Consider the following 22,521-nt stretch of genomic DNA (forward strand, 5'->3'; position numbering starts at 1 on the left):
GCTGACATGACCGTCCTCCCTGTGACCATTTGGGGCGAACCCGTTTTGCACCGTCGGGCAAGTGAAGTTGAAGTATTCGATGACGAGCTCCGAAAACTCATCGCGGACATGTTCGAAACCAATGATGCCGCGAACGGAGTGGGCCTCGCCGCACCCCAGGTGGGAGTCGGCAAGCGCATCTTTGTGTATAAGTACGCCAATGACGACGACGCGCCTGAGCAAGGCGTTCTGGTCAATCCCGTCTTGACCCTCTCAAAGATCTCAGGAGCCCTCCCGGACCCGGAAGAGCACATTGAGGGGTGCCTGTCGTTCCCCGGAGAGCACTATCCTCTGCAGCGCGCTGAGTGGGCCCGCGTCCAAGGCTTTGATGGTGACGGAAACCCCGTGGACTTCGAAGCTACGGGCTGGTTCGCTCGAGTCATGCAACACGAGTACGACCATTTGGACGGCAAGCTTTACATCAACCGCCTTGTGGACCGATATGCCAGGAAGGCAATGAAGCAGGCCAAGAAGAACGGTTGGGGCGTTCCCGGATTGACATGGATGCCTGGCGTCGACCCGGACCCGTTCGGACACTGATCCGATGAACCAAGAACGCCACGCAGAATTGTTTCAGCTCCTGGACATTACCGGCGAGGACGCCATGGAATGCACCACGCTCTTGGACAGAAACCCCGGCGGCCACGTCTTGGACGCATTGGAACTGCTGCAGCAAAGGCTTGGCACTTTTCCAGCTGACAGTATTTCTCCCCATGAGCTGGGCGAGACCGTCTGGATCGAAGCCCTGCTCCGCTTCGCACCCAGGGTCCACGCATACCATCTGGAGTTGGGAATCAGCGCCGACGTGTCGGCAGCCACGCTGGCTGACGTGGGACTTCAGCTCCGCATCAACCGCCGCGTGCATGGACATTTCGGCTTGGACACCTGGAGCTGGCTGACGTTACATATGGCAGGCAATCTGTTCCGGCTCGGCCGATTGCAATTCCATTTGATCCGGAGCGGGCCTCACGACGGGCCAGGGAGYAGCCTGACGTACGCATCCGATTGGGTCCTGGGTGTCCACATTCCCGAGGATGGCGGTCTCTCCCCCGCACTGGTAGACGCCAGCTTTGACGAGGCGCGCTCGTTTTTTCCCCACTATTTCCCGGACAAGCCAGTTACCGTGGCCACGTGCGAGTCCTGGATGTTGGATCCCTACTTGGTTGAGCGGCTTCCAAACAGCAACATCGCATCCTTCGCCCGCCGTTTCACGTTGGATCGGTGCACCGATGCCCCCACGGATGCCGTGTACTTCACGTTTCGGCAGCGGGGGCTGGAGAACCTGGACAAACTACCCCGGGAAACTTCGCTTCAACGCATAGTTCTGAAAAGAATCGACGACGGCGGTACCTGGCAACTGGGACACGGTCACCTGGCGCTGTAAATGGTCTGCTGATCCGGGCAAGAAGAGAGGACGCGCATCATGGCGTCCTTCTCCGCCTGTGTGACCCAGAGCTTGTAGGCTGCCTTGACGGAGATCTGCCGTGCTACGTAGTGACACCGGAAGTTCTTGTTCGGCGGGAGCCAGGTGGCGGCGTCGCCTGCGCCCTTCTTCACATTCTCGGGCCCATCAGCTGCAATCAGGTTCAAGGGATCATTTGCCAGCCTTTGACGCTGCTGCACCGTTAATTGCTTGGCACCCTTCTGCCATGCGTCGGCGAGGGCGACAATGTGGTCAATCTGAACATCAGCGCTGGTGTCCTGGCCCCGACGGAAGGTCACGTGGGCGCCCGTGTAGGGTTCGTGAAACTCTCCAGTGGCAACCTTGCATGAGGAACCGCTGGTGAACTCCACCGACGACAGGTCCCTGCGCAGGATGTCGTTCCTGGTATCGCATCCGTTTCGGTCCGCATCCAGCCAGGCCTGGCCGAATGCGGTTCGCTCATAGTCTTCCTGGGATGCCCGCCCCTTGACTTCCAGACCTTCCAGTGCGGCGCTTGCCTTCTCCGCGGGAACAGCCTCGATGCCGGAAATGGGTTTCATCCAAGCCGGGTTAAATACCGGCGCATCAGCGGGGCCGGAGACCCAAGGCTCAGCCGCGTTGAACTGGCCGGTGGTGAAGAACCAAGACAGTCCTGCCACGAGGGTGGCGGCCACTAACCCTAGAACGGCCCAGGCTTGGCGTGATCGTCTGCGTGCGCGTTTGTAGGCAGACCAGGTGATACTCAAGGGGCTCCGTCCAGTCGGGGTGGGTGGTGTCCTTCGAGCGTAGGACACGGCACCGACAGTCAGAGCCGATATCCACAGTGTGTAGGAGAAGTCACACTGCAGTGGTGGGGTTCTTCCCCGGGTTACTGCTCACGCATAACGCGTTGCAGGTCTTCCGCAGCCACCTCCAGCAGCGTACGCAATTGCTGGACGCGTTCGTCGCTGACGTCCCCCGCGGCGTTTGCTGCGATGGCCTGGTCCAGCAGTTTCTGTGCCTGCTTGTGGTTGGCCCGTGCTACGTCCAACGCGTGTTCCAGCGTTGTCTCGTGTTCCAAAGTCGATTCATTTTCCATGAACCCATTTTGGTCAGGTTTCCCGGCTGATGCCAGTGACACAGCCGGGAAACCCGTGAATACTTCCCGGCTTAGGCGTTGGCTGCCTCAAGCACTGCGATGGGAGCCACGATGTCGCGGGCAGGGAAGGACGGCGGGTTTACGCCGGCCATTTCCTCCATGACACGGACCACCTGGCAGGAGTAGCCGAATTCGTTGTCGTACCAAACGTAGAGCACGAGGTTCTTGTCGTTGGAAATAGTGGCCAGACCATCAACGATGCCTGCGCGGCGGGATCCAACGAAGTCGGTGGAGACAACGTCCGGCGAGTCGATGTAGTCGATCTGCTTCCGCAACGGCGAGTGCAGCGACATTTCGCGGAGGTAGTCGTTGACCTCATCGCGTGTGGTGCCATTGGCAAGGTTGAGGTTCAGGATCGCCATGGACACATCCGGGGTAGGTACGCGGATCGCGTTACCGGTGAGCTTGCCCTGAAGTTCCGGAAGCGCCTTGGCAACAGCCTTGGCTGCGCCTGTCTCCGTGATAACCATGTTCAGGGCTGCCGAACGGCCGCGGCGGTCTCCCTTGTGGAAGTTGTCGATCAGGTTTTGGTCGTTCGTGAACGAGTGCACCGTTTCGACGTGGCCGTGGATGATACCGAATTTGTCGTTGATGGCCTTCAGTACCGGAGTAATGGCGTTGGTTGTGCACGACGCAGCGGTGACGATCTTGTCGTCATCGGAGATGTCGGACTGGTTGATTCCGTGGACGATGTTCTTCAGATCGCCCTTGCCCGGAGCCGTCAGCAGGACACGCGCAACACCCTTGCTCTGCAGGTGCTGGGACAGGCCCTCCGCATCGCGCCAGCGTCCGGTGTTGTCCACTACCAGGGCATCCTTGATGCCGTAGGCGGTGTAGTCCACGGTAGCGGGGTTGTCGGAGTAGATGACCTGGACCTGAACGCCGTTGGCAGTGATGGTGTTGGCTTCTTCGTCCACGCGGATGGTTCCTTCAAAGGAACCGTGTACGGAGTCGCGGCGCAGGAGGCTGGCACGCTTGACGAGGTCGTTCTCGGCGCCCTTGCGGACAACGATGGCACGCAGCCGCAGGCCATGCCCACCACCGGCCTTTTCAATCAGGATGCGGGCCAGGAGGCGGCCGATGCGTCCAAAGCCATAAAGCACGACGTCGGTACTGGTGCGGTCATCAGCGCCACGCTTTCCGACGATTTCGGCGAGCTCTGCCCGCAGGAACTCATCCAAGGAGGTGCCGTGGCCCTCGACGCGGAACTTCTCCGTAAGGCGGGCAATGTCGATTGCAGCCGCACCGAGTTCCAGCTCAGCAAGAGCGTTCAACAGGGGTGCGGTTTCTTCGAGCAGCAGCTCGGTGTTGCTCATCCGGCGCGCAAAGCGGTGGGCCTTCAGGATGTTCATGGTCGACTTGTTGATCAGGCTCCGGCCGTGGATGCTCGTGACCACGTTGTTTTCCCGGTACAACCGGCCGATCACCGGAATCATGGCCTCGGCGAGAGCCTCCCGGCCCATCCACTTATCAAGACAAGAATCTGACGTCTGGCTCACAGAACTACCTTCCTTGGGTCAACCACATACGTCCTCGTATGCAGATGGCGGCCGCCCGGAGTAATCCTGCGGCACGGGCACTGGCCGGGCTTCGGTCCACCCACAGCGCCTTGAACGATTGCAAAGAAAAGACCGCCGGCTGCGAACGCAGTCCCGGCGGCAGAACATCTACGTTCATAACAAGTCTAAGGCGGAAGGGCGTCCTCTTGGGTGCCGGGGGGCGTGAAATCACTCACATGGCAGTCACAATGGACGTCATATGCCCGGGACCTCAGTGGCAAATGTGGATGGGTTGACCGATACGCCGGGTTCTGTCATCCCTTGCCGTTGCCGGCAAAGGAGTGGCGGCCATCCATCTACGAACGCCGTTGCCGACGCCCTCCAGCAGCCTACCCGGACACTCGGGCGAGCAGCCCTCAAACGTGTCCTGTCTGGCCTTGCTCCGGGTGGGGTTTACCTAGCCTCCCCGGTCACCCAGGGAGCTGGTGGTCTCTTACACCACCGTTTCACCCTTACCTGCCGCATGCTGATGCAAGCACCATCACGCGAAGGCGGTCTGTTCTCTGTGGCACTGGCCTGCGGGTTACCCCGAGTGGGCGTTACCCACCACCCTGCTCTGCGGAGCCCGGACGTTCCTCGAGCCACTTCCGTGACGCGCGACCGCCTGGTCAACCCATCCGCCGTACAGTCTACCGGCGTCGAGGGTTGCCCCGGTCACCGGTAATATCGTCAGGTGCTGATTCTGCTGCCGCCTTCCGAAGGCAAGACCCCCGCCGTCAAAGGCCCCGCCGTCGAATGGGAGTCGCTTAGCTTTCCGGAGCTCAACCCTTACCGCGCCAAGGTCCTGGAATCGTTGGGCACCGTCAGCGCGCACGAGGACGCCTTGGCGTTGCTTGGCGTCGGTGCCTCGCTGAAGGACGACGTCGAACGTAATACCCGGCTGCACGCAGAACCGGCGGCGCCGGCCCACCAGGTCTACTCGGGAGTCCTGTATGACGCGCTCGGCTTCAATTCGATGACGCCGACTCAACGCCGCAAGGCAACCGAATCGATTTTGGTGATTTCGGCACTGTGGGGTGCCATCGGTTTTGGTGACCATGTGCCGGCTTACCGGCTGTCCATGGGAACGGCACTGCCCGACGTCGGACGCCTCGCCTCCTTCTGGAAGCCGAACCTGAATGCGGCCCTCGCCAAACGGGCTGAAGGAGAATTGCTGGTTGATTGCCGTTCCAGCACGTATGCAGCGGCGTGGGCTCCACCAGCAGCGCAAACCGTCACAGTGAATGTTTTCAACGAGGCAAACGGCAAGCGCACGGTGGTCAGCCACTTCGCCAAACACACGCGGGGTGAGTTTGCCAGGCACCTGGTGACCAGGCGCGGGAAGGCTCCAGCAACTCCGGATCAGTTACTGAAGGCTGCCAGCGAAGTTTGGACCGCGGAACTGGTTGAGGGTTCGGCCCGCAAGCCGCACGCGCTGAATATCATCCTGACCAGCTGACTGAAGCTGTCAGTTCCACTCCGCCGAACGGACCAGGATGACACCGGAATCCGGGCAGAAGACGATGTCGTCTTCAGCAGCGGCCTTGACTTCGGCCAGGTCACCGGGGCTGAGCATCATGCCGGACCCCTCGGACTTCCCGTGGAACAGCCGGGCAGCCCCGACGCCACGCTTGGCAATCGTCTTCTCATAAACTGCGAGCATTCCGGCGTCCAGAGCCTCCGCGAAAGCGGCACGCTGCCCGCGGACCACGGTTTCCTCGGCTGCGATCTCAGCAATTGCCTCGTCCAATTCGGCGCGGATGCCGGCAAATGAACCCTGGATGTCATCCACGATGGCCTGCTGTGCGGCTTGACGCTCCCGCAGGGTGTCCAAACGCTCCAGGATTTCAAGCTCAACGTCCTCCAGGTCGGAGCGCCGCTTGTTAAGGGATGCGATGTCACTCTGAAGCGCCACCAGGTCCTTGGAGAGGCCCGTTCCGCTGTTGAGCCTGGCTTCGTCACGCTCGATGCGGGAGGCGACTTGCTCCACGTCCGCTTCGGAACGACGCAGTTCAGCTTCGGCGTCGTGCACCGCCATCTTGGCAGCGCCCAGTTCACCATTGGCTACGTTCAGTGCATCCTGCAGGTCAGCTATCCGCGGATCCGTTTCCAGCACCTTCCGGCGGCCGGCCAACGATTTGAGCTTGGCATCCAGTCCCTGCAGTTCAAGCAATTTCAGTTGTTCTGCCGGTGCTGCTTTCGCCACGCTTACCTCCGCTTGTATCGCTTCCGGCCCTGGGGATCAGTTCCGGATGGACGGCCCGTGTTTATTGGGATTGTCCGTATCTTCTAGACTCTAGTCCCCGCCGGGAGTGAGTATGAAGTCCCAAGGATCGCTGTTGGTGCTGCTCACGCGGATCTCGACGTCGTAGCCCTGATCGCCCAGTACGTTGCCGAGCGCTTCCGCGGCTACGGGCAGCCACAGCCATTCACTGGCAAAGTGTGAGACGTCGATGAGGTACGGCCGGCCGTTGACCGCCCCTTCGCGCGCTTCCGACGCCGGATGGTGCCGCATGTCTGCTGTCACATAGACATCTGCATTGCTGGCCCTGACGGCATCGAACAAGCTGTCGCCCGCACCACCACAGACGGCGACGCGCCGCAGCAGACCGTCCTTGTCACCGGCCACGCGAACCCCTCCGGCCACCGCGGGGAGCATCCCAAAGACCCGGGCAGCGAAATCACCCAGGGTCATGAGCTCAGGAAGGTCACCAACCCGGCCAATGCCTTCCTCGGGCAATCCATTGGCGGCAGGGGTCAGTGGAGCAACATTCTCCAGGCCAAAGGCGTCCGCCAACACGTCCGATACGCCCCCGACGGCGGAGTCACCATTGGTATGGACGGTCAGGAGTCCGGTGCCCGCTTCGATCAGCCGGTGCACGGCCAAGCCCTTCGCGGAGGTGGCCGCGACGGAGTTCACGCCTTTGAGCAGCAACGGGTGATGGGTAATCAGGAGCCCCGCTCCCCAGTCAATGGCCTCGTCGATGACAGCCAATGTAGGGTCCACAGCAAACAGGATCTTGGTGATGGGCGTGTTGGGGCGCCCAACGACGAGGCCTACCTCGTCCCAGTCCTCAGCCAAGGACTCTGGCCAGAGCTCCTCAACAGCAAGCAACACCTGGCCAAGAGTCGGGTCCCCGCTTGCTTCCACTGTCCCGGCGTCGTCGCTGGAATCCGCATCAGAAATGGCGGTGTCTACTGCTTCCATACTCTTATTCTTACCTACTGGACCCGATGGGGCAGTTTTGGTAGCTGCCGTACCTGCCCAGCGGCGTTATTGTCCCGTAAGGTATTGCGGGAATCATCAGGCCCTCCAATCCATTGAAGAGATCATGAAAACTTTTGTACTTGGTGGTGGATGCTTCTGGTGCCTTGATGCCGTGTACCAGAAAACCCGCGGTGTCAGTTCGGTAGTCTCCGGCTATACGGGTGGCCATGTCCGAAACCCTGACTACTACGACGTCTGCTCGGGAACTACCGGTCATGCAGAGGTGGTTGCGGTGACATTCGACGAAACCGTGGTGCCGGAGGAGGTCATTCTTGACATGTTCTTCGCGTTGCATGACCCCACCACGTTGAACCGCCAGGGCTACGACACAGGCACCCAATACCGTTCGTCGATGTTCTACACCACGACGGAGGAAAAGATCCTCTTCGAAGAAGCCATCGAGCGCGCGCAAGCACTCTGGGCCAATCCGATTGTGTCGGAAGTAAGCCGGCTACCCGAGTTCTATGAGGCAGAGGAAGTCCATCAGAACTATTACGCCAAGTTCCCGTACCAGGGCTATTGCCAGGTCATCATCAATCCAAAGCTGGCCAAAGCGCGGAAATATTACTCTGCATGGCTAACTGCTTAGCAGGGTTTCGATGCGGCTGGTTAGGCTGACCTCAGCATTCCCTCTTCAGAGATAGGCATAATCTTCATGGCAAGGATCTACGACGACGTCACCCAGCTTGTCGGCCGCACTCCGCTGGTCCGTTTGAACCGGCTGACCGAAGGCCTTGAGGCCACCGTTGCGGTCAAGCTTGAGTTCTACAACCCGGCCAACAGCGTGAAGGACCGTATCGGTGTGGCCATCATTGACGCCGCCGAAAAGTCCGGTGCCCTGAAGCCGGGCGGAACAATTGTGGAAGGCACCTCCGGTAACACCGGAATCGCACTGGCCCTTGTTGGTGCTGCACGCGGCTACAAGGTCATCCTGACCATGCCTGAGACCATGTCCACGGAACGTCGTGTCATGCTTCGCGCCTATGGTGCAGAGATCGTCCTGACTCCCGGTTCCGAAGGTATGCGCGGCGCTGTTGAAAAGGCCCAGGAAATTGTTGCCAACACCGAGAACTCCATCTGGGCGCAGCAGTTCGCCAACCCCGCCAACCCGGAGATCCACCGCAACACAACAGCCGAGGAAATCTGGGCTGACACAGATGGCGAAGTAGACATCTTTGTTGGCGGCATCGGTACCGGCGGTACCGTGACCGGCGTCGGGCAGCTCCTCAAGGAGCGCAAGCCCGAAGTCCAGATCATTGCCGTTGAGCCCAAGGACTCCCCCATCCTTAATGGCGGCAGCCCCGGTCCCCACAAGATCCAGGGCCTGGGCGCCAACTTCATTCCGGAGGTCCTTGACACGAACGTCTACGACGAAGTCCTCGACGCTACCCTTGAAGACTCGGTTGCCACCGCCCGCGCCTTGGGTTCCAAGGAAGGCGTACTCGCCGGCATCTCCGGCGGCGCCGCAGTATGGGGTGCACTGGAAGTCGCCAAGCGTCCCGAGAACAAGGGCAAGCTGATCGTCGTGATCGTGCCGGACTTCGGAGAGCGTTACATCTCCACTGTGCTCTTTGACGATATCCGCGGCTAACACTTCGCCCGCAAGCATTCATTTCCTGTAGAAAGGTCTTTGTGAGCTTCTTCGCAAGGCTTAAGGAAGACCTCGACGCCGCCCGGTCACATGACCCGGCGGCTCGAGGTTCTTTTGAGAACTTTTTCGCCTACTCCGGCCTGCACGCCATCTGGGCACACCGCCTGACCCACAAGCTCTGGCAAAACCCGGCCCTTCGCTTTCCCGCCCGCCTTATTTCCCAGTTGGCGAGATTCCTGACGGGCATCGAGATCCATCCCGGCGCAACCATCGGCCGACGTTTCTTCATCGACCACGGCATGGGCGTCGTTATCGGTGAAACTGCTGAAATCGGCGAGGACGTGATGATCTACCACGGTGTGACGCTCGGCGGCCGGTCCCTTGCCAAGGTCAAGCGCCATCCGACCATCGGGGATCGTGTGACCATCGGCGCCGGCGCCAAGGTCCTGGGTCCCATTACGATCGGCGCAGACAGCGCAATTGGTGCGAACGCCGTCGTGGTGAAGAACGCTCCCCCGGAGTCGATCATCACCGGCATTCCTGCCACATGGCGGCACCGCGACGCGAAATCCGAAACCAAACCGGCGGTTGACCCGGCTGAGTACTACATCGAATACCGGATCTAGCTGGTAAACCTCTTGTAGGAGTTCCAGAGGACGGCGTCGAAGACGCGGTCAGGAAGCACCCTCCGTAAGGCCAGGACGCTCCAGGCTCCCCTACCCACCGGGTAGCGGGTCTTGGGGCGTTTTGCCGTTGACGCGCGAACTATTGCCCTGGCCACAACCCTCGGAGGTGTGGACAACAGCTGTCCGGATGTTGACGCCAAGGCTGCCGCCATGACGTGGGCCTGCCCTTTATATGGACCTCTACCGGACGCGGATAGCAGGCCTTCCCCAGCAATGGTGCCCCATTCGGTGTCTGTTCCGGCCGGCTCAATGAGGACGACGTCGATGCCGTGCGGTTTCAACTCGAGCCGCAAAGAATCGCTCATCCCCTCCACTGCGAATTTTGTCCCGTGGTACCAAGCGCCCAGGGGCTCATAGATCTTTCCTCCAATGGAGGAGACGTTGATGATCCGACCAGAACCCACTTGCCGCATCCTTGGAATAACGAGTTGAGTCATCCTTGCCAGACCCATCACGTTCACCTCGAACTGGCGCCTGCCTTCGGCCAAGGGAACCTCTTCCAGGGAGCCGTAGGAGCCGTACCCGGCGTTGTTCACGAGGACGTCTATGTGCCCGTGTGCAGCCTCAACAAGCGCGACTGCTGAGGCCATGGAGTCCTCGATGGTGACATCCAGGTGCATGACGGTGATTCCCTGTGCCTGAAGCGGATGCATCTTCTCCACCCGACGCGCGCCGGCGTACACAATGAAGCCTTCGGACCTCAGGGCACGCGCCGTCTCGAAACCAATGCCGGTAGATGCTCCAGTGACAAAGGCGATGCGGTCGGTCATGGCACTGGCTCCTTGGCTCGTGGCACCCGCGCGATGGCCCAGTACCCGTTCCGGCACGGCAAAGGCCGGCTCCTCCCAGCGTATCGGGGAAGAACCGGCCTTGCGGTGGAACTTAGTGGGTGTCGACGGCCGAGATTTCGGACTTGTCTTCGCCCCACAGCGTGTGGAACGTACCTTCGGCATCAACGCGGCCGTAGGTGTGCGCACCGAAGAGGTCACGCTGGCCCTGGATCAGCGCAGCGGCAACGCGCTTGCGGCGCAGGCCGTCGTAGTACGCCAACGAGGAGGAGAAGACCGGTACCGGGATGCCCAGTTGGACGGCGGTAGCAACAACGCGGCGCCAGGCCGGGAGGGCCTCGGCGATGGCCTTGGTGAAGGCCGGCGCGAACAACAGGTTGGCGGGCTTCTCCTCGGCAGCGTAAGCCTTGGTGATGTCCTTGAGCAGTTCGGCACGAATGATGCAGCCAGCACGCCACAGCGAGGCGATCTCGTCCAGCTTGAGGTCCCAGCCATACTCCTTGGCAGCGGAGGTCAGCATGTCCAGGCCCTGGGCGTAGGAAACCAGCTTGGAGGCGTACAGTGCCTGGCGGACGTCCTCAACGAACGTCTCTGGGATCTCCACGGAAGCCTCTTCGCCAGCCAGCAGTTCCTGGCCAAGCTTGCGCTGCTCGGCCTGTGAGGACAGTGCGCGGGCGAAAACGGACTCGGCGATGCCGGAGACCGGAGAGCCGAGTTCCAGGGCGGAGATGACCGTCCAACGTCCGGTTCCCTTCTGGCCTGCGGCATCCACGACGACGTCAACGAACGGCTTGCCGGTCTTGGCGTCAACGTGGCCCAGGACTTCGGCGGAGATTTCGATCAGGAAGGAGGACAGATCGCCCTTGTTCCACTCAGCGAAAATCTTGGACTGCTCAGCCGGCTCAATGCCGGCACCGGAGCGGAGGAGATCGAATGCTTCACCGATGACCTGCATGTCGGCGTATTCGATGCCGTTGTGGACCATCTTGACGAAGTGGCCGGCACCGTCGGTGCCGATCCAAGCGCAGCACGGTTCGCCGTCGACCTTTGCGGCAATCTTCTCCAACAGCGGCCCAAGGGCGTCGTAGGACTCACGGGAGCCGCCGGGCATGATCGAAGGACCGTTCAACGCGCCTTCTTCGCCACCGGAAACACCGACGCCTACAAAGTGGAGGTCCTTCTTGGCCAGCGCGGCTTCGCGGCGGCGGGTGTCCTCGTAGTGCGAGTTACCGGCATCGATGATGATGTCGCCGGCCTCGAGCAGCGGCTCGAGCTGCTCGATGACGTTGTCCACGGGAGCGCCTGCCTTGACCATGATCAGGACACGGCGGGGCTTTTCAAGGGAATCAACGAGTTCCTGCAGAGTTTCCGTGCGGATGAAATCGCCGTCCGTGCCGTGCTTTTCCAGCAGGGCGTCGGTCTTTTCCACGGAGCGGTTGTGGAGAGCCACGGTGAAGCCGTTGCGGGCCAGGTTGCGGGCCAGGTTGGCGCCCATCACCGCAAGGCCGGTGACACCGATGTGTGCTGACATCAAAACTCCAATTCGATCGTGTGCAAACAGTCCCACCTACCCCCCTGGGGGCACGCAGGAAGCGATTTCAAAACCAGGGGCTGTAATAAACCATACGTATTTAAGCCATGAGCAGGAAAGTGGCGCCCACGTTGTGGAACTGCGCCACGTCATAAACAGTCTATGATGTGCGTGACTTCCGCAGCCTCCCAAGCGTGCAGCACGACACCGGATGCTACACGCGGAATGTCTTCCCCCCACTATGCTTACGTCTATGTCAACCAGCCTCCACCACCGCGCCGTAGAGCACCTGGGAACCCGGATTGTGGGCGGCGCCCTTCCCACCGGCCATGTCATGCTGGCCGAACATCTGGAAGACGAGCTCAACGTTTCTCGCTCGGTGGTCCGGGAGGCCGTCCGCGTCCTGCAGTCGCTGGGTTTGGTGGAGACGATCAAGCGTGTCGGAATCCGCGTCCTCCCGGCGCATCGTTGGAATCCCTTTGATCCATTGGTCATTCGCTGGCGCTTGGCTGGCGAGGGTCGTGGCGCCCAACTGCGGTCGCTCGCGGAGCTGCGTTCCGCCGTCGAGCCTGTTGCTGCGGAACTCGCAGCTGGAAACGCTCCAGAAACGCTGCGCCGGGAACTCGTGGATATTTCGCTGGCGATGAAGGAAGCCGGCGACGCCGGAGACATGCCACGGTTCCTTGACCTCGACATCCGGTTCCACGCGCTGGTGCTGTCCGGCTCCGGAAACGAAATGTTTGCCAACTTGATTGGCCAGGTGACAGAGACCCTGACGGGACGCACAGTGCACGGACTCATGCCTGAGCACCCGCAGAAGCAGGCGCTGCAGTGGCACATTGATGTCGCCCACGCGATCGACGCCGGCGACGGTCAGCAGGCCAAAGATGCGGCCGGAAAAATTATGCGCCAAACGATCGCGGAGCTGGCGCCCAGCTGGAATGACCAGCCCCGCGTGTTCGTACCCGTGGCGAAAAACTAAGTCTGGAAGTTCAGCAGGACTTTGCCGGACTCGGCTGAGTTCCTGGCTACGTCGAATGCCTCGAGGCCGTGGGCGAGGTCGAACTCGTGCGTTATCACGGGGTCCACGAACAAGGATCCGTCGGCCAACGCTGCGATGACGTCATCGATTTCGTTGTTGAACCGGAAGGATCCCAACAGTTCCAGCTCACGGGTAATGGCCAGGGAGATGAGGACCGGCTGCGGCCCGGAGGGCAGCAGCCCCACCATGACTACTTTCCCGCCGCGGGTGGCTCCCTTGATGGCCGAGGCAAGGCCGTGGTGGCTGCCGGAGGACTCGATAACGACGTCGGCCTCCACAGCCGCGATGGCCTCGGCGTCGTCGCCCTTCAAGACGGCATCGGCACCCACGGCCCGTGCGATCTCCAAGGGCTTGTCATGCATATCTACGGCGACGATCCGGGCAGCGCCGGCGCGCTTGAGGACAGCGACAGCGAGGGCACCGATCGGGCCGCTGCCGATCACCATGGCAGTCTTTCCCGCGACGTCACCGGCCCGGGCGACGGCATGCCAGGCCACGCTGGCCGGTTCCACCAACGCCGCGGTCCGCAGATCCAGGGTTTCCGGCAGGGCACGGAGCATCCGCGAGGGAAGGGTGGCGTAGCGGCTGAAAGCGCCGTCGGTGTGCGGGTAGCGTGCCGCGCTGCCCAGGTACGTGCAGCCCGGGGAGAGGTTGGGCCGCTCTTCGGGGTAGCGTGCCCCGCCCGGGGCGGGGGTTGCGGGGTGCACGGCCACACGGGTGCCAGGTTCGGGGCCGCTGCCATCGGCTGCCTGCTCGATGACGACGCCGACAATTTCATGGCCCAGGACCATCGAGGCCTTCAGGATGGACTCCCCGGCGGCACCATGCAGCCAATAATGCAGGTCTGAACCGCAGATCCCGCCGTAGGCGATCTCCACGATCGACTCATCCGGCGCCGGCGCCTTCAGCGGGATGTCTTCGATCCGCAAGTCACCTTTGCCATGGGCGACGACCGCGGGGCCGGAGGCCGGGAGGGTGATGCCCATCAGACCACCACCGTCATTCCGCCATCAACGAAGATCGTCTGGCCATTGACGAAATTGGACCCCTGGGACGCCAGCCACACAACAGGCCCGGCCAGGTCAGCGACCGTCCCCCACCGATGGGCAGGTGTCCGGCCCAGGATCCAGGAATTAAACGCCTCATCATCGACCAGGTTCTGCGTCATTTCCGTATGGATGTACCCCGGGGCGATGCCGTTGATCTGCAACCCCGACGCCGCCCACTCAGCCGTCATCGCCCGGGTCAGGTTACGCAGCCCGCCCTTCGCCGCCACATACGGGGCAATCGTCGGCCGGGCAAGGTCGGTCTGGACCGAGCAGATATTGATGATCTTCCCCCGGCCCCGGGGAATCATATGCCGCGCCGCTTCCCGGCCCACCAGGAACGCGCTGGTCAAATCCGTGCTGATCACCCTGTCCCAGTCCTTCACATCCAACTCAAGCATGGGAACACGGTGCTGGATACCTGCGTTGTTGACCAGGATGTCCAACGGGCCAACGTTGGCCTCAATCCACGCCACGCCATCAGCGGCTGAAGCCGCATCCGTCACATCAAACGCCCGGCTGTGGACCCTTCCCGCAGGATAGTCAGCAGCCATAGCCTGATGGGCCGCTTCAAGCCGTCCCGTGGTGATCCCGTTGAGAACTACAGTTGCTCCGGCGTCGGCGAGGCCCCGGGCCAGGGCGTTGCCAATCCCCCGGCTCGAACCCGTCACCAACGCGACGTGTCCACTCAGATCAAATAGTCCACTCATGTTTCTTTTTGCATTCCTTCTTGTCTGGACAAGTTTGTTGGTCAGGGCCGGCAGTTAGTTGTCAGCCGTGGAGAGGGAAAGATTGGCAATTGCCTGGCGAACGACGGCGAGGTCCTGATCGCCAAGTCCTTGACGTTTGAGCTCGCCGTAGAGCTGGATCGCCGCAGAGGCCATAGGTACCGGGGAGCCCACAGCTTCGGCGCTTTGGACCACGAAGGCAAGATCCTTGTGCATGAATTTGGCTGGTCCGGTGGGCGCATAGTCCTTTGCTGCCAAGCGTGGCCCGACGACGTCCAACACCCGGCTTCCGGCCAACCCTCCTGCGAGGACTTCATACAGCGCGGCAACATCCATACCGGAGCGCTCGGCAAGCTCAGCAGCCTCGGCAAGTGCCGCCGTCGTGGTTCCGACGATCAGTTGATTGCAGGCCTTGGCGAGCGAGCCCGATCCCAGTGGGCCCATCCGGCGCACCGTTGTTCCCATGGTTTCAAAGAGTGGCAGAAGCCGTTCAAAGTCCGCTTTGGATGCCCCGGCCATAATGGCCAAACTTCCGCTTTCGGCGCCTGTAGTGCCGCCACTCACCGGCGCGTCAATCACTACGGCATTTCCGTCGCTGGCCTGATGGACTCGTTCGCCGAACTGGCGGACATCCGTTGGAGAAACGCTGCTCATAATGACGACGGCGGTCCCGGGCTGGGGCGGCTCCGACCGCCAGGCATCGAACAAGCCTTCTGCTGCTGCCTCAATGAAGGGCAAATCGGGGAGCATGAAAATGATTATTGGTTCGTCCCGGAGCCCGGCAACGGTGCCTACCCGGCCAATGCCGGCGAGGCCTTCGAAAACGGCGTCGGAGCGGTTCCATGCCGTGACAACCCATCCTGCTTTAGCGACGTTGGCCGCCATGGGAGCCCCCATCAGTCCCAAGCCCACGAAACCCACGCGTTTGCTGGTCATGCCGTGAAGAACCTCACTTCTTTGTGTGCACCAAGAATTTGTATCAAACATAACGAACTGTTCAATATCCTAGCCTCCATTCAGTATGATGAACACTATGACGACTGATGAACTTACCATCGCGATCGCTGTGCCGCTCGAAGTTGAGCATGTGGAGCGTATTCGCGCCGTGGATCCTTCCGTAACTGTCCTGTACGAACCAGATCTCCTTCCGCCCGAGCGCTTCCCTGCAGACCACAGCGGGGACCCTGATTTCAAGCGGACGCCAGAGCAGGAAGAACGCTACTGGGCCATGCTCAACCGGGCCCAGGTTCTGTACGGCTTCCCTAACGAAAGCCCCGCCGGCCTTGCCCGGATTGCCCGGAGCAATCCCCACCTTCAATGGATTCACGCCATGGCCGCTGGGGCTGGCGGAGCCGTTAAGGCTTCGGGGCTGGATACTGAGACGCTCCTAAAATTCCGCGTCACTACGTCGGCCGGGGTCCACGCGTTGCCGCTCGCGGAATTCTCCGCCTTTGGCATCCTTAACGGCTTCAAGCGCAGCGCCGAAATGGCCCAGGACCAAGCGGCCAAGGTTTGGCCCGAGTTGCGAACACCCACCAAGTTGGCCAACGGATCCAAGGTGGTCATTGCCGGGCTTGGCGAGATCGGCATGGAAACCGCACGTATTGCCCGTGCTCTGGGGATGAGGGTCAGCGGAACCAAACGCAACGTCGAGGCCATTGAAGGCATCGACGAGGTCACTAACAATGACGGCCTTGCGGATCTGGTTGCCGACGCTGATGCCGTGGTGAATACACTCCCCGGCACTCCGTACACTGAGAAGCTGTTCAGCACTGACATCTTCTCCGCAATGAAGCCGGGTACCGTGTTCGTCAACGTTGGCCGTGGCACAGTGGTGGACGAGGATGCCCTTCTTGAAGCCCTCAACAACGGGCAGGTTGCCTATGCTTGCCTGGACGTCTTTGCCGTCGAGCCGCTCCCGCAGGATAGTCCCCTGTGGAACCACCCCAAGGTTCTGGTATCGCCACACACGTCCGCACTGAGCTCCGCCGAAAACCGCCTCATCGCTGAGCGTTTTTGCAGCAACCTCCGTACATTCCTGGACGGTGGCGACCTTCCCCACCTGGTTGATCCGGTCCACTTCTACTAGGCCAGATTTTTACCAGGACCGATCAAGCTCTGATGCAAAAGGCTCCGACCCCAAGGGGTCGGAGCCTTTTTGCGTCAATGTTTTCTGCGCAATGCCTCGAAGCTGCCGGTGGGCTACTTCGCGTCCTCAAGGGAAAGAAGGTTCCGTCCAGCTGTTTCAGGCGTGAAGAACGTCGTAATGAAGGAAATCAGCGCCAAGACGAGCGAGTAAACCGCCAGTACCACCCAGGAGTTATGCGTAGCCGCCAGAAGGATGGCGCCGAGCAGGGGCACGAGGCCACCCGCCAGCACAGCAGAGATTTCGCGGCTCAGTGCAACACCGGTGAAGCGATACTGGGAACCAAACAGTTCAGGTAGCAATGGGCACTGCGGACCCAGCATGGACTGGACGCCCAGTGCGATACCAACCACCATGACAGCCCATACGAGAGTCACGTTTCCGAGGGTCACCAGGTAGAAGGCGGGGATGGCAAAGACCGCCTGGAACAACGCGCCGTACCGGTAAACCCGCACCCGACCAAAGCGGTCGGACAGCGCACCGAAGGTGACCACCATAACGGCCGCGAATCCAGCGGCAATCAGGAGTCCCACAGGGCCAATGAATTTGTCTCCAGGGAAGACACCTTCCTTGACCGACATGAAGGAGATCAGCAGAGCCGAATAGATGGACGAATTACCGTTCTCTCCCATCCGGAGTCCTATACCAACAAGCACGTTCCTTCTGGAGTGTTTCCAAAGTTGACCGACAGGGTTCTTGACCACATTCTTATGCTTCTCCAATTCCTGAAATACCGGGGTTTCCTTCAACCTCAGGCGAATGAAGACGGCAACGATGATCAGCACAAAGCTGGCAAGGAATGGCACCCTCCAGAGCCACGCCTCGAAAGCATCCTTATCCGCCAGCTGCAATAGTGCGAAAGTTCCGGCGCCCAGGAGCGTGCCGAGCTGAATTCCCACGAATGGCAGCGACGCGAAGTATCCGCGACGCTTCGGCGGAGCCACTTCTGATATCAGGGTTGTGGCTCCAGCCTGTTCCGCTCCGGCACCCAGGCCCTGGATGATGCGCAACGTCACCAGGAGTACAGCGCCGAGCATTCCGGCTTGCTCGAAGGTGGGCAGCAGTCCGATGGCAAAGCTTGCGAGTCCCATCATGCCAATTGTCAGCAAGAGGACCATTTTGCGGCCAAACCTGTCTCCGATGAATCCGAAGAAAATACCGCCGAAGGGCCTGGCCGCAAATCCCACGCCATAGGTGGCAAAGGATGCGATCAAAGCCCCACTCTCACCCAAGGGTTTGAAGAACAAGGGCCCAAAGATCAGGGCCGAGGCCAGGCCGTAAATGTAGAAATCGTAGTACTCCAGGGCAGAACCCACGGAGCTGGCCAGCGTCGCCCTGCGAAGCTGTTCCGGCTCAACCACTGCATCGTCAGCCTCAGCTGCGAGCTTTGCATTAGTACGAGTTGTCACAAGCACTCCCTCAAAATCACCCCAGGCCCCCGTTGGCCCGGCGAGATAGTGATGGCATCACCGCCAAGATCACTATGATGAACAGCGTACAGCTTGTTGAACGCAGTGCCAAGGTTGAAATCAGATTTATTCAAAACCGGCGATTGTGACGGGCCCCACGGCATCAACCCATCGGATTCCCCAGGGAACGCGCGAGCTCCTTGAGTTCCTTGACCATGAGGGCGCCCTGTTCCTCGGAATAAGTAGCCTTCAATGCAGTAACAGAAAGCCCCAGGCTTGGACCATGTGCTCCATGGGTGGGCACGGGAACGGCAAGGCACACCACGCCTACCGTTGATTCTTCGTCCTCAAAGGCAAATCCCTGCTTGCGGATCGCGGCAATCTGCGCCTTCAGTTCCTCTGCCCTGCGCAGCGAGTTCGGAGTCATGACCGGAAGTTCCATGCCATCCGGGAACATGGCATCGATGTCGTGATCGTGCAACTGCGCCAGGAGCGCCTTTCCTACACTGCAGAGGGAGACTGGCATCTTGTCGCCTATGTTGGAGGTCAACCGAACTGCAGGATGACCTTCATAGCGCGCAAGGTAAATGACATGGTCCCCGTCCAACATGGCAATGCGGACAGTTTCTCCGGACAGGGTGGGCGCTTGTTCACAGTACTTATAGAACTCCTGCACTTCGTCCAACCGGCTCAAGTAGGCGGCGCCCAGCTCTACGAGCTTTCGACCCAAGCCAAAGTCCGCGCCCTGCCTGGTAATAAGCCGCGCCTCCTCGAGCGCCAGCAGCAGATTGGACGTGGAAGATTTAGGGATTCCCAACTCCCTGGACAGATCACTCAGGGTGAGGCGGCCCGACGGCGATTCTGCCAATGCTTCCAGAACGGCCGCGGCGCGGGTCACCGCAGGCGCCGGCGATGAGCCGCCGAGTCCCTCGGAGCGGGTAATGCGGGAATCGGCCATGATTCTCCTTCGTCATATCAAACCGGACGTCGCCGTCCAGCGGCTGTTCATTCAGCTGAACACTACCCATCATAGTGTGACTGCCTGGCGTCCTGCCGGGACGAAGGGCGACTTTGTCGACACACAAGGCCTCAAGGAGGGCTTTACTTTCCAAACCGAAAAGTTCGCTGTATATTCATTTTCGAGCTCTCCACCGCGGCATCCCCCAATAGTCGCGGTGGAGAGCTCATCCATTTCCCGGCCCGAATCCTACGCCGCCACCCGCTCTTCGCCACGCAGGTACCAGCCCCCACCGCCTCCGTCCCGCACGAGTTCCCAAGTTGCCAGGCTGGACATGGCGTTGCTTCCCAGCCGCACCTGGACTTGCAACACCTCAACATCCACGCGGCCCTGCCCGCGGGGCATGCGCTTGGCGCTCTCCCACCACGGCACCCTCTCGAACCATCGGAATGGTTCTTCGGCAATCTGCCAGTTCCGACCGCCCCGGACAACCGTAGTTGCCGTACCGCCCCCTGAAGTGAGGATGTATACCTGTTCCATGAGCCCGACACTAGGCGTGGGCACTGACATTTTCCGGGTGCTTCCAGGGAAAAGGAAAACCCCGCCATTCTCGAACCTTGCGGTCCAGAATGACGGGGTTTCTTTGTGGGTCCTACCGGGATCGAACCGATGACATCCACGGTGTAAACGTGGCGCTCTACCAGCTGAGCTAAAGACCCAAAGTTCAGTTTCAGTGCCTTAGCGCTTCAACCAACGAACAATGACTCTACATGATCATTCGGGCGAAACACCAATCGAGTCCCTCGCTACAGGAAGGTCAGGCAAATTCCGCGCGAGATAATCCAGGGCACCGCTCACTCCCACTTCAAGTTTCAGGGCGGCAAATTCGTCACCTCGAGTGGATCCCCTGTTGATGATGACCACCGGCTTGCTTGCCTTCGCCGCATGGCGGACGAACCTCAACCCACTCATCACCGTGAGCGAGGAGCCGGCAACCAAGAGCGCTTCGCCTGCGTCCACCATGGCATACGCCCGTTCGACGCGGGTTTTGGGAACATTTTCGCCAAAGTAGACGAAGTCAGGCTTCAGCGTGCCGCCGCAGACAGGACAAACTGCCACCACGAATGACTGTATAAGTTCGGGATCTTCCACGGTGGCATCAGCGTCTGGTGCCATTTCCACCACACCGGCCTCAAGCGCGGCTGCTACGAACCCCGGATTCAGCTCCTCAAGGATGGCGGCGAGCAGCTTTCTGGAAAATATGTGTCCGTGCTCGAGGCAAATCACCTGATCGAAACGCCCATGCAGATCCACTACATTGGTGCTCCCGGCGTCCTCGTGGAGCCTGTCGACGTTTTGGGTGATGAGGCCTGTCAGCAGACCTCGCCGTTCCATGAGGGCGACGGCGAGGTGACCGGCATTTGGATCAGCGTGCCGCAGGTGGGACCAGCCGATATGGTTCCGGGCCCAATACCGCCGTCGATTGGCAGCACTGCCGATGAATTCCTGATATGTCATGGGGCTCCGTGGCGCCGAACCAGGTCCCCGGTAGTCCGGAATACCCGAATCGGTGCTGAGCCCGGCCCCAGTGAGAATAGCCAGCCGCTTGCCGCCAAGGATGTCCAGGGCTTCCTTCAAGGCCGCCTCTTCCCCGGCCTCCAAGGTGGCAGCGATGGCCGGCTCCATGCTGGCGAAGCCGGTCATACCAACACCGGGCCGCACTTGGTTCACCCCTGCTGCACTCTCAATTCAGAGAGCGCCTGGCGGTAGCCTGCGAGGTCCCTCGCCTGTCCCCGCGGATTGACCACCACGTACCGGATCAATCCTTCGGCATCAATGATGAACGTTCCCCTAAGAGCCATCCCGCTCCGGGCATCAAAGACGCCGTAAGCCTGTGCCACAGCTCCATGTGGCCAGAAATCAGCCAAAAGATCGAACTCGTAGCGTTCCTGCTCCGCGTACGCGCGCAAGGCAAATTTGCTGTCTACGGAGATCGCAAGGACCGTGGCGTTCGAGTCTTCGAAGGCGCCGATATTGTCGCGAATCTCACACAGTTCTCCCGTGCAGATGCCGGAGAAAGCGAACGGATAGAACACCACCACAACGTTGCGACCCCTGAAATCCGATAAACGGACCGGCTCGCCATATTGATTCAGCAGCTCAAAGTCAGGCGCTACCTCCCCGATCCCGGGAACGAGCACGGGGGCCGGGGCTTGCTGGACTTCCGTCACTTGTTCTTCTTCGGCACCAAGCGGGTGGCGCTCCAGTCCTTGGATACCCCGGCAGAAGTGGTCAGGTGCAGCCCGGACGTAGGCGCCGCGTCCTGGATGTCCGCCGGAGAGACGTAGTTGTCGCGGCCGGATTTGGGTGTCAGAACCCACACCACGCCGCCCTCTTTCAAGGTGGTGAGCGAATCCATCAGAGCATCGACCAGGTCACCATCGCCGTCCCGCCACCAGCAAATAACAGCGTCTACGACGTCATGATCATCTTCATCCAACAGCTCAGAGCCCGTGACATCTTCAATGTCGTCACGCAAGTCGAAATCGACGTCGTCGTCGTAGCCGCGTTCCTGAATCAGATCCCCGCCTTTGAAACCCAATCTTTCCGCCACATTTACCGATGTGGCGGCGTCGGCCTCGCTCACGTTTCCTCCTTTTGAAGTGACTTCCATTACTAACAGCCAACACCCTTTGGGCGTGTGCTTCAAGCCATTGTCCCTGCGATGACGCATATTCCGCACTACCTAGGGTGTTTCGAAGCTGTGACAATCACGTGGCATCCGTCACGGAGAGCACCAAGATGTGACATACAACGCCCCTGAAGCCCCGCGGCTACGCATCCCAGCGCTGTCAAAGCTAGAGTGGCCATGAGCGCTTTGGCTGCAGGGCGATCGCCCCGAGGAATTCTACTGGGCAGCCATGCGCTCACAAGACCTGCCCGGCGCATCCGACCGGGCTGTTGAAACCGAGATGTCGCACACGACGCGTTCATGACGGGCAGTTACCCTGCCAGACCTGAGGCGCCGATGCATGCGCCTAAAGGAAGGTTGGACGTGGCTGCAGGAGAAGAGACCTCACACATCCTCAGCGGGTTGACTGCCCAGCTGCCTGATCGTGATCCGGAAGAGACCGCGGAGTGGATTGAGTCCCTTGATGCGTTGATCGCGGAGCAGGGCACGGAGCGTGCC

At 60.6% G+C, this 22,521-nt stretch carries 24 protein-coding genes, 1 tRNA gene and 1 other RNA gene; 8 read left to right on the forward strand and 18 right to left on the reverse strand.

The features are described from left to right. The first annotated feature begins 6 nt into the window (after positions 1-6). Together def and AB4Y87_RS20835 are read left to right on the forward strand one after the other, a co-directional pair. The gene (gene def, locus AB4Y87_RS20830; RefSeq protein ID WP_442006168.1) at positions 7-579 is read left to right on the forward strand and encodes a peptide deformylase; all 573 of its coding nucleotides are present in this window, start codon (positions 7-9) and stop codon (positions 577-579) included. 4 nt (positions 580-583) lie between these two features. Continuing rightward, on the forward strand, positions 584-1,423 hold the full coding sequence (locus AB4Y87_RS20835; RefSeq protein ID WP_442006169.1) for an acyltransferase domain-containing protein: 840 nt from the start codon (positions 584-586) through the stop codon (positions 1,421-1,423). Here the strand turns inward: AB4Y87_RS20835 and AB4Y87_RS20840 are convergent. The 4 genes from AB4Y87_RS20840 to rnpB all read right to left on the reverse strand — a co-directional run bounded on the left by AB4Y87_RS20840 (position 1,408) and on the right by rnpB (position 4,775). Next, positions 1,408-2,208: an HNH endonuclease family protein gene (locus AB4Y87_RS20840; RefSeq protein ID WP_442006170.1), complete on the reverse strand. Its 801-nt coding sequence runs from the start codon at positions 2,206-2,208 to the stop codon at positions 1,408-1,410. The genes AB4Y87_RS20835 and AB4Y87_RS20840 overlap by 16 nt on opposite strands. Before the next feature lie 122 nt (positions 2,209-2,330). Beyond that, positions 2,331-2,540, reverse strand: a complete 210-nt coding sequence (locus AB4Y87_RS20845; protein ID WP_224090731.1) for a hypothetical protein — start codon at positions 2,538-2,540, stop codon at positions 2,331-2,333. A 71-nt stretch (positions 2,541-2,611) separates the two neighbouring features. Beyond that, positions 2,612-4,099 carry a glyceraldehyde-3-phosphate dehydrogenase gene (locus tag AB4Y87_RS20850; RefSeq protein ID WP_442006171.1) on the reverse strand — a complete coding sequence of 496 codons (1,488 nt, stop codon included), beginning with the start codon at positions 4,097-4,099 and terminating at the stop codon, positions 2,612-2,614. A 284-nt stretch (positions 4,100-4,383) separates the two neighbouring features. Beyond that, positions 4,384-4,775, reverse strand: an RNA gene (rnpB, locus tag AB4Y87_RS20855) — RNase P RNA component class A. A 57-nt stretch (positions 4,776-4,832) separates the two neighbouring features. On the opposite strand from rnpB, the gene AB4Y87_RS20860 reads away from it, so the two are divergent. Beyond that, positions 4,833-5,597, forward strand: a complete 765-nt coding sequence (locus AB4Y87_RS20860; protein WP_442006172.1) for a YaaA family protein — start codon at positions 4,833-4,835, stop codon at positions 5,595-5,597. 9 nt (positions 5,598-5,606) lie between these two features. On the opposite strand, the gene AB4Y87_RS20865 is transcribed toward AB4Y87_RS20860, so the two are convergent. Both AB4Y87_RS20865 and AB4Y87_RS20870 read right to left on the reverse strand, forming a co-directional pair. Next, a complete protein-coding gene (locus AB4Y87_RS20865) occupies positions 5,607-6,344 on the reverse strand; it encodes a zinc ribbon domain-containing protein (RefSeq protein WP_442006173.1) in 738 nt (245 codons plus the stop codon). 90 nt (positions 6,345-6,434) lie between these two features. Then, positions 6,435-7,346 (reverse strand): Nif3-like dinuclear metal center hexameric protein, encoded by a 912-nt coding sequence (locus AB4Y87_RS20870; RefSeq protein ID WP_442006174.1) that lies wholly within the window; start codon positions 7,344-7,346, stop codon positions 6,435-6,437. 124 nt (positions 7,347-7,470) lie between these two features. Here AB4Y87_RS20870 and msrA point away from each other — a divergent pair, with 124 nt between their 5' ends. From msrA to epsC, 3 genes are all read left to right on the forward strand, one after another. Beyond that, positions 7,471-7,995 (forward strand): peptide-methionine (S)-S-oxide reductase MsrA, encoded by a 525-nt coding sequence (msrA, locus tag AB4Y87_RS20875; RefSeq protein ID WP_442006175.1) that lies wholly within the window; start codon positions 7,471-7,473, stop codon positions 7,993-7,995. A 66-nt stretch (positions 7,996-8,061) separates the two neighbouring features. Then, on the forward strand, positions 8,062-8,997 hold the full coding sequence (cysK, locus tag AB4Y87_RS20880) for a cysteine synthase A (RefSeq protein WP_442006176.1): 936 nt from the start codon (positions 8,062-8,064) through the stop codon (positions 8,995-8,997). Positions 8,998-9,038: 41 nt separating this feature from the next. Then, positions 9,039-9,623, forward strand: coding sequence for a serine O-acetyltransferase EpsC (epsC, locus tag AB4Y87_RS20885; RefSeq protein ID WP_442006177.1), 585 nt, complete (start codon positions 9,039-9,041; stop codon positions 9,621-9,623). On the opposite strand, the gene AB4Y87_RS20890 is transcribed toward epsC, so the two are convergent. Next, entirely contained in the window at positions 9,620-10,453 is an 834-nt protein-coding gene (locus tag AB4Y87_RS20890) for an oxidoreductase (protein ID WP_442006178.1), read from the reverse strand. The genes epsC and AB4Y87_RS20890 overlap by 4 nt on opposite strands. A gap of 112 nt (positions 10,454-10,565) precedes the next feature. Next, positions 10,566-12,002 (reverse strand): NADP-dependent phosphogluconate dehydrogenase, encoded by a 1,437-nt coding sequence (gene gndA, locus AB4Y87_RS20895; RefSeq protein ID WP_442006179.1) that lies wholly within the window; start codon positions 12,000-12,002, stop codon positions 10,566-10,568. A 253-nt stretch (positions 12,003-12,255) separates the two neighbouring features. Between gndA and AB4Y87_RS20900 the strand changes: the two genes are divergently transcribed. Beyond that, a complete protein-coding gene (locus AB4Y87_RS20900) occupies positions 12,256-12,984 on the forward strand; it encodes a FadR/GntR family transcriptional regulator (protein WP_442006180.1) in 729 nt (242 codons plus the stop codon). Here AB4Y87_RS20900 and AB4Y87_RS20905 read toward each other — a convergent pair. From AB4Y87_RS20905 to AB4Y87_RS20915, 3 genes are read right to left on the reverse strand one after another with little or no spacing between them, the layout of a single operon-like run. Further along, the gene (locus tag AB4Y87_RS20905; protein WP_442006181.1) at positions 12,981-14,030 is read right to left on the reverse strand and encodes an L-idonate 5-dehydrogenase; all 1,050 of its coding nucleotides are present in this window, start codon (positions 14,028-14,030) and stop codon (positions 12,981-12,983) included. The two genes, AB4Y87_RS20900 and AB4Y87_RS20905, sit on opposite strands and share 4 nt — an antisense overlap. Beyond that, entirely contained in the window at positions 14,030-14,800 is a 771-nt protein-coding gene (locus tag AB4Y87_RS20910; RefSeq protein ID WP_442006182.1) for an SDR family oxidoreductase, read from the reverse strand. The genes AB4Y87_RS20905 and AB4Y87_RS20910 overlap by 1 nt, the downstream gene beginning before the upstream one ends. A 54-nt stretch (positions 14,801-14,854) precedes the next feature. After that, on the reverse strand, positions 14,855-15,754 hold the full coding sequence (locus tag AB4Y87_RS20915) for an NAD(P)-dependent oxidoreductase (protein WP_442006183.1): 900 nt from the start codon (positions 15,752-15,754) through the stop codon (positions 14,855-14,857). Between the two features lie 85 nt (positions 15,755-15,839). On the opposite strand from AB4Y87_RS20915, the gene AB4Y87_RS20920 reads away from it, so the two are divergent. Then, complete coding sequence (locus AB4Y87_RS20920; RefSeq protein WP_442006184.1) at positions 15,840-16,907, forward strand: D-2-hydroxyacid dehydrogenase; 1,068 nt, start codon at positions 15,840-15,842, stop codon at positions 16,905-16,907. Between the two features lie 113 nt (positions 16,908-17,020). On the opposite strand, the gene AB4Y87_RS20925 is transcribed toward AB4Y87_RS20920, so the two are convergent. From AB4Y87_RS20925 to AB4Y87_RS20955, 7 genes are all read right to left on the reverse strand, one after another. After that, positions 17,021-18,379, reverse strand: a complete 1,359-nt coding sequence (locus AB4Y87_RS20925) for an MFS transporter (protein WP_442006185.1) — start codon at positions 18,377-18,379, stop codon at positions 17,021-17,023. Between the two features lie 157 nt (positions 18,380-18,536). Further along, positions 18,537-19,331, reverse strand: coding sequence for an IclR family transcriptional regulator (locus AB4Y87_RS20930; protein ID WP_442006186.1), 795 nt, complete (start codon positions 19,329-19,331; stop codon positions 18,537-18,539). Between the two features lie 249 nt (positions 19,332-19,580). Beyond that, positions 19,581-19,871 (reverse strand): hypothetical protein, encoded by a 291-nt coding sequence (locus tag AB4Y87_RS20935; RefSeq protein ID WP_442006187.1) that lies wholly within the window; start codon positions 19,869-19,871, stop codon positions 19,581-19,583. A gap of 106 nt (positions 19,872-19,977) precedes the next feature. Further along, positions 19,978-20,050: transfer RNA gene (locus tag AB4Y87_RS20940), tRNA-Val, on the reverse strand. A 55-nt stretch (positions 20,051-20,105) separates the two neighbouring features. Then, positions 20,106-21,035 carry an NAD-dependent protein deacetylase gene (locus tag AB4Y87_RS20945; RefSeq protein ID WP_442006188.1) on the reverse strand — a complete coding sequence of 310 codons (930 nt, stop codon included), beginning with the start codon at positions 21,033-21,035 and terminating at the stop codon, positions 20,106-20,108. 23 nt (positions 21,036-21,058) lie between these two features. Beyond that, on the reverse strand, positions 21,059-21,562 hold the full coding sequence (locus AB4Y87_RS20950; protein WP_442006189.1) for a peroxiredoxin: 504 nt from the start codon (positions 21,560-21,562) through the stop codon (positions 21,059-21,061). Then, a complete protein-coding gene (locus tag AB4Y87_RS20955) occupies positions 21,559-21,978 on the reverse strand; it encodes a DUF3052 domain-containing protein (protein ID WP_442006190.1) in 420 nt (139 codons plus the stop codon). Before AB4Y87_RS20955 ends, AB4Y87_RS20950 begins: the two co-directional genes overlap by 4 nt. Positions 21,979-22,521 lie beyond the last annotated feature (543 nt).

It is taken from the genome of Paenarthrobacter sp. RAF54_2 (assembly GCF_052113945.1).
GTDB lineage: Bacteria > Actinomycetota > Actinomycetes > Actinomycetales > Micrococcaceae > Arthrobacter.

Bases quoted from the DNA above. Each gene is read 5' to 3' on its own strand.
- def (WP_442006168.1), top strand. From the start codon at position 7: ATGACCGTCCTCCCTGTGACCATTTGGGGCGAACCCGTTTTGCACCGT.
- AB4Y87_RS20845 (WP_224090731.1), bottom strand. From the start codon at position 2,540: ATGGAAAATGAATCGACTTTGGAACACGAGACAACGCTGGAACACGCG.
- AB4Y87_RS20870 (WP_442006174.1), bottom strand. From the start codon at position 7,346: ATGGAAGCAGTAGACACCGCCATTTCTGATGCGGATTCCAGCGACGAC.
- msrA (WP_442006175.1), top strand. From the start codon at position 7,471: ATGAAAACTTTTGTACTTGGTGGTGGATGCTTCTGGTGCCTTGATGCC.
- cysK (WP_442006176.1), top strand. From the start codon at position 8,062: ATGGCAAGGATCTACGACGACGTCACCCAGCTTGTCGGCCGCACTCCG.
- AB4Y87_RS20890 (WP_442006178.1), bottom strand. From the start codon at position 10,453: ATGACCGACCGCATCGCCTTTGTCACTGGAGCATCTACCGGCATTGGT.
- gndA (WP_442006179.1), bottom strand. From the start codon at position 12,002: ATGTCAGCACACATCGGTGTCACCGGCCTTGCGGTGATGGGCGCCAAC.
- AB4Y87_RS20900 (WP_442006180.1), top strand. From the start codon at position 12,256: ATGTCAACCAGCCTCCACCACCGCGCCGTAGAGCACCTGGGAACCCGG.
- AB4Y87_RS20905 (WP_442006181.1), bottom strand. From the start codon at position 14,030: ATGGGCATCACCCTCCCGGCCTCCGGCCCCGCGGTCGTCGCCCATGGC.
- AB4Y87_RS20910 (WP_442006182.1), bottom strand. From the start codon at position 14,800: ATGAGTGGACTATTTGATCTGAGTGGACACGTCGCGTTGGTGACGGGT.
- AB4Y87_RS20915 (WP_442006183.1), bottom strand. From the start codon at position 15,754: ATGACCAGCAAACGCGTGGGTTTCGTGGGCTTGGGACTGATGGGGGCT.
- AB4Y87_RS20920 (WP_442006184.1), top strand. From the start codon at position 15,840: ATGATGAACACTATGACGACTGATGAACTTACCATCGCGATCGCTGTG.
- AB4Y87_RS20930 (WP_442006186.1), bottom strand. From the start codon at position 19,331: ATGGCCGATTCCCGCATTACCCGCTCCGAGGGACTCGGCGGCTCATCG.
- AB4Y87_RS20935 (WP_442006187.1), bottom strand. From the start codon at position 19,871: ATGGAACAGGTATACATCCTCACTTCAGGGGGCGGTACGGCAACTACG.
- AB4Y87_RS20945 (WP_442006188.1), bottom strand. From the start codon at position 21,035: ATGACCGGCTTCGCCAGCATGGAGCCGGCCATCGCTGCCACCTTGGAG.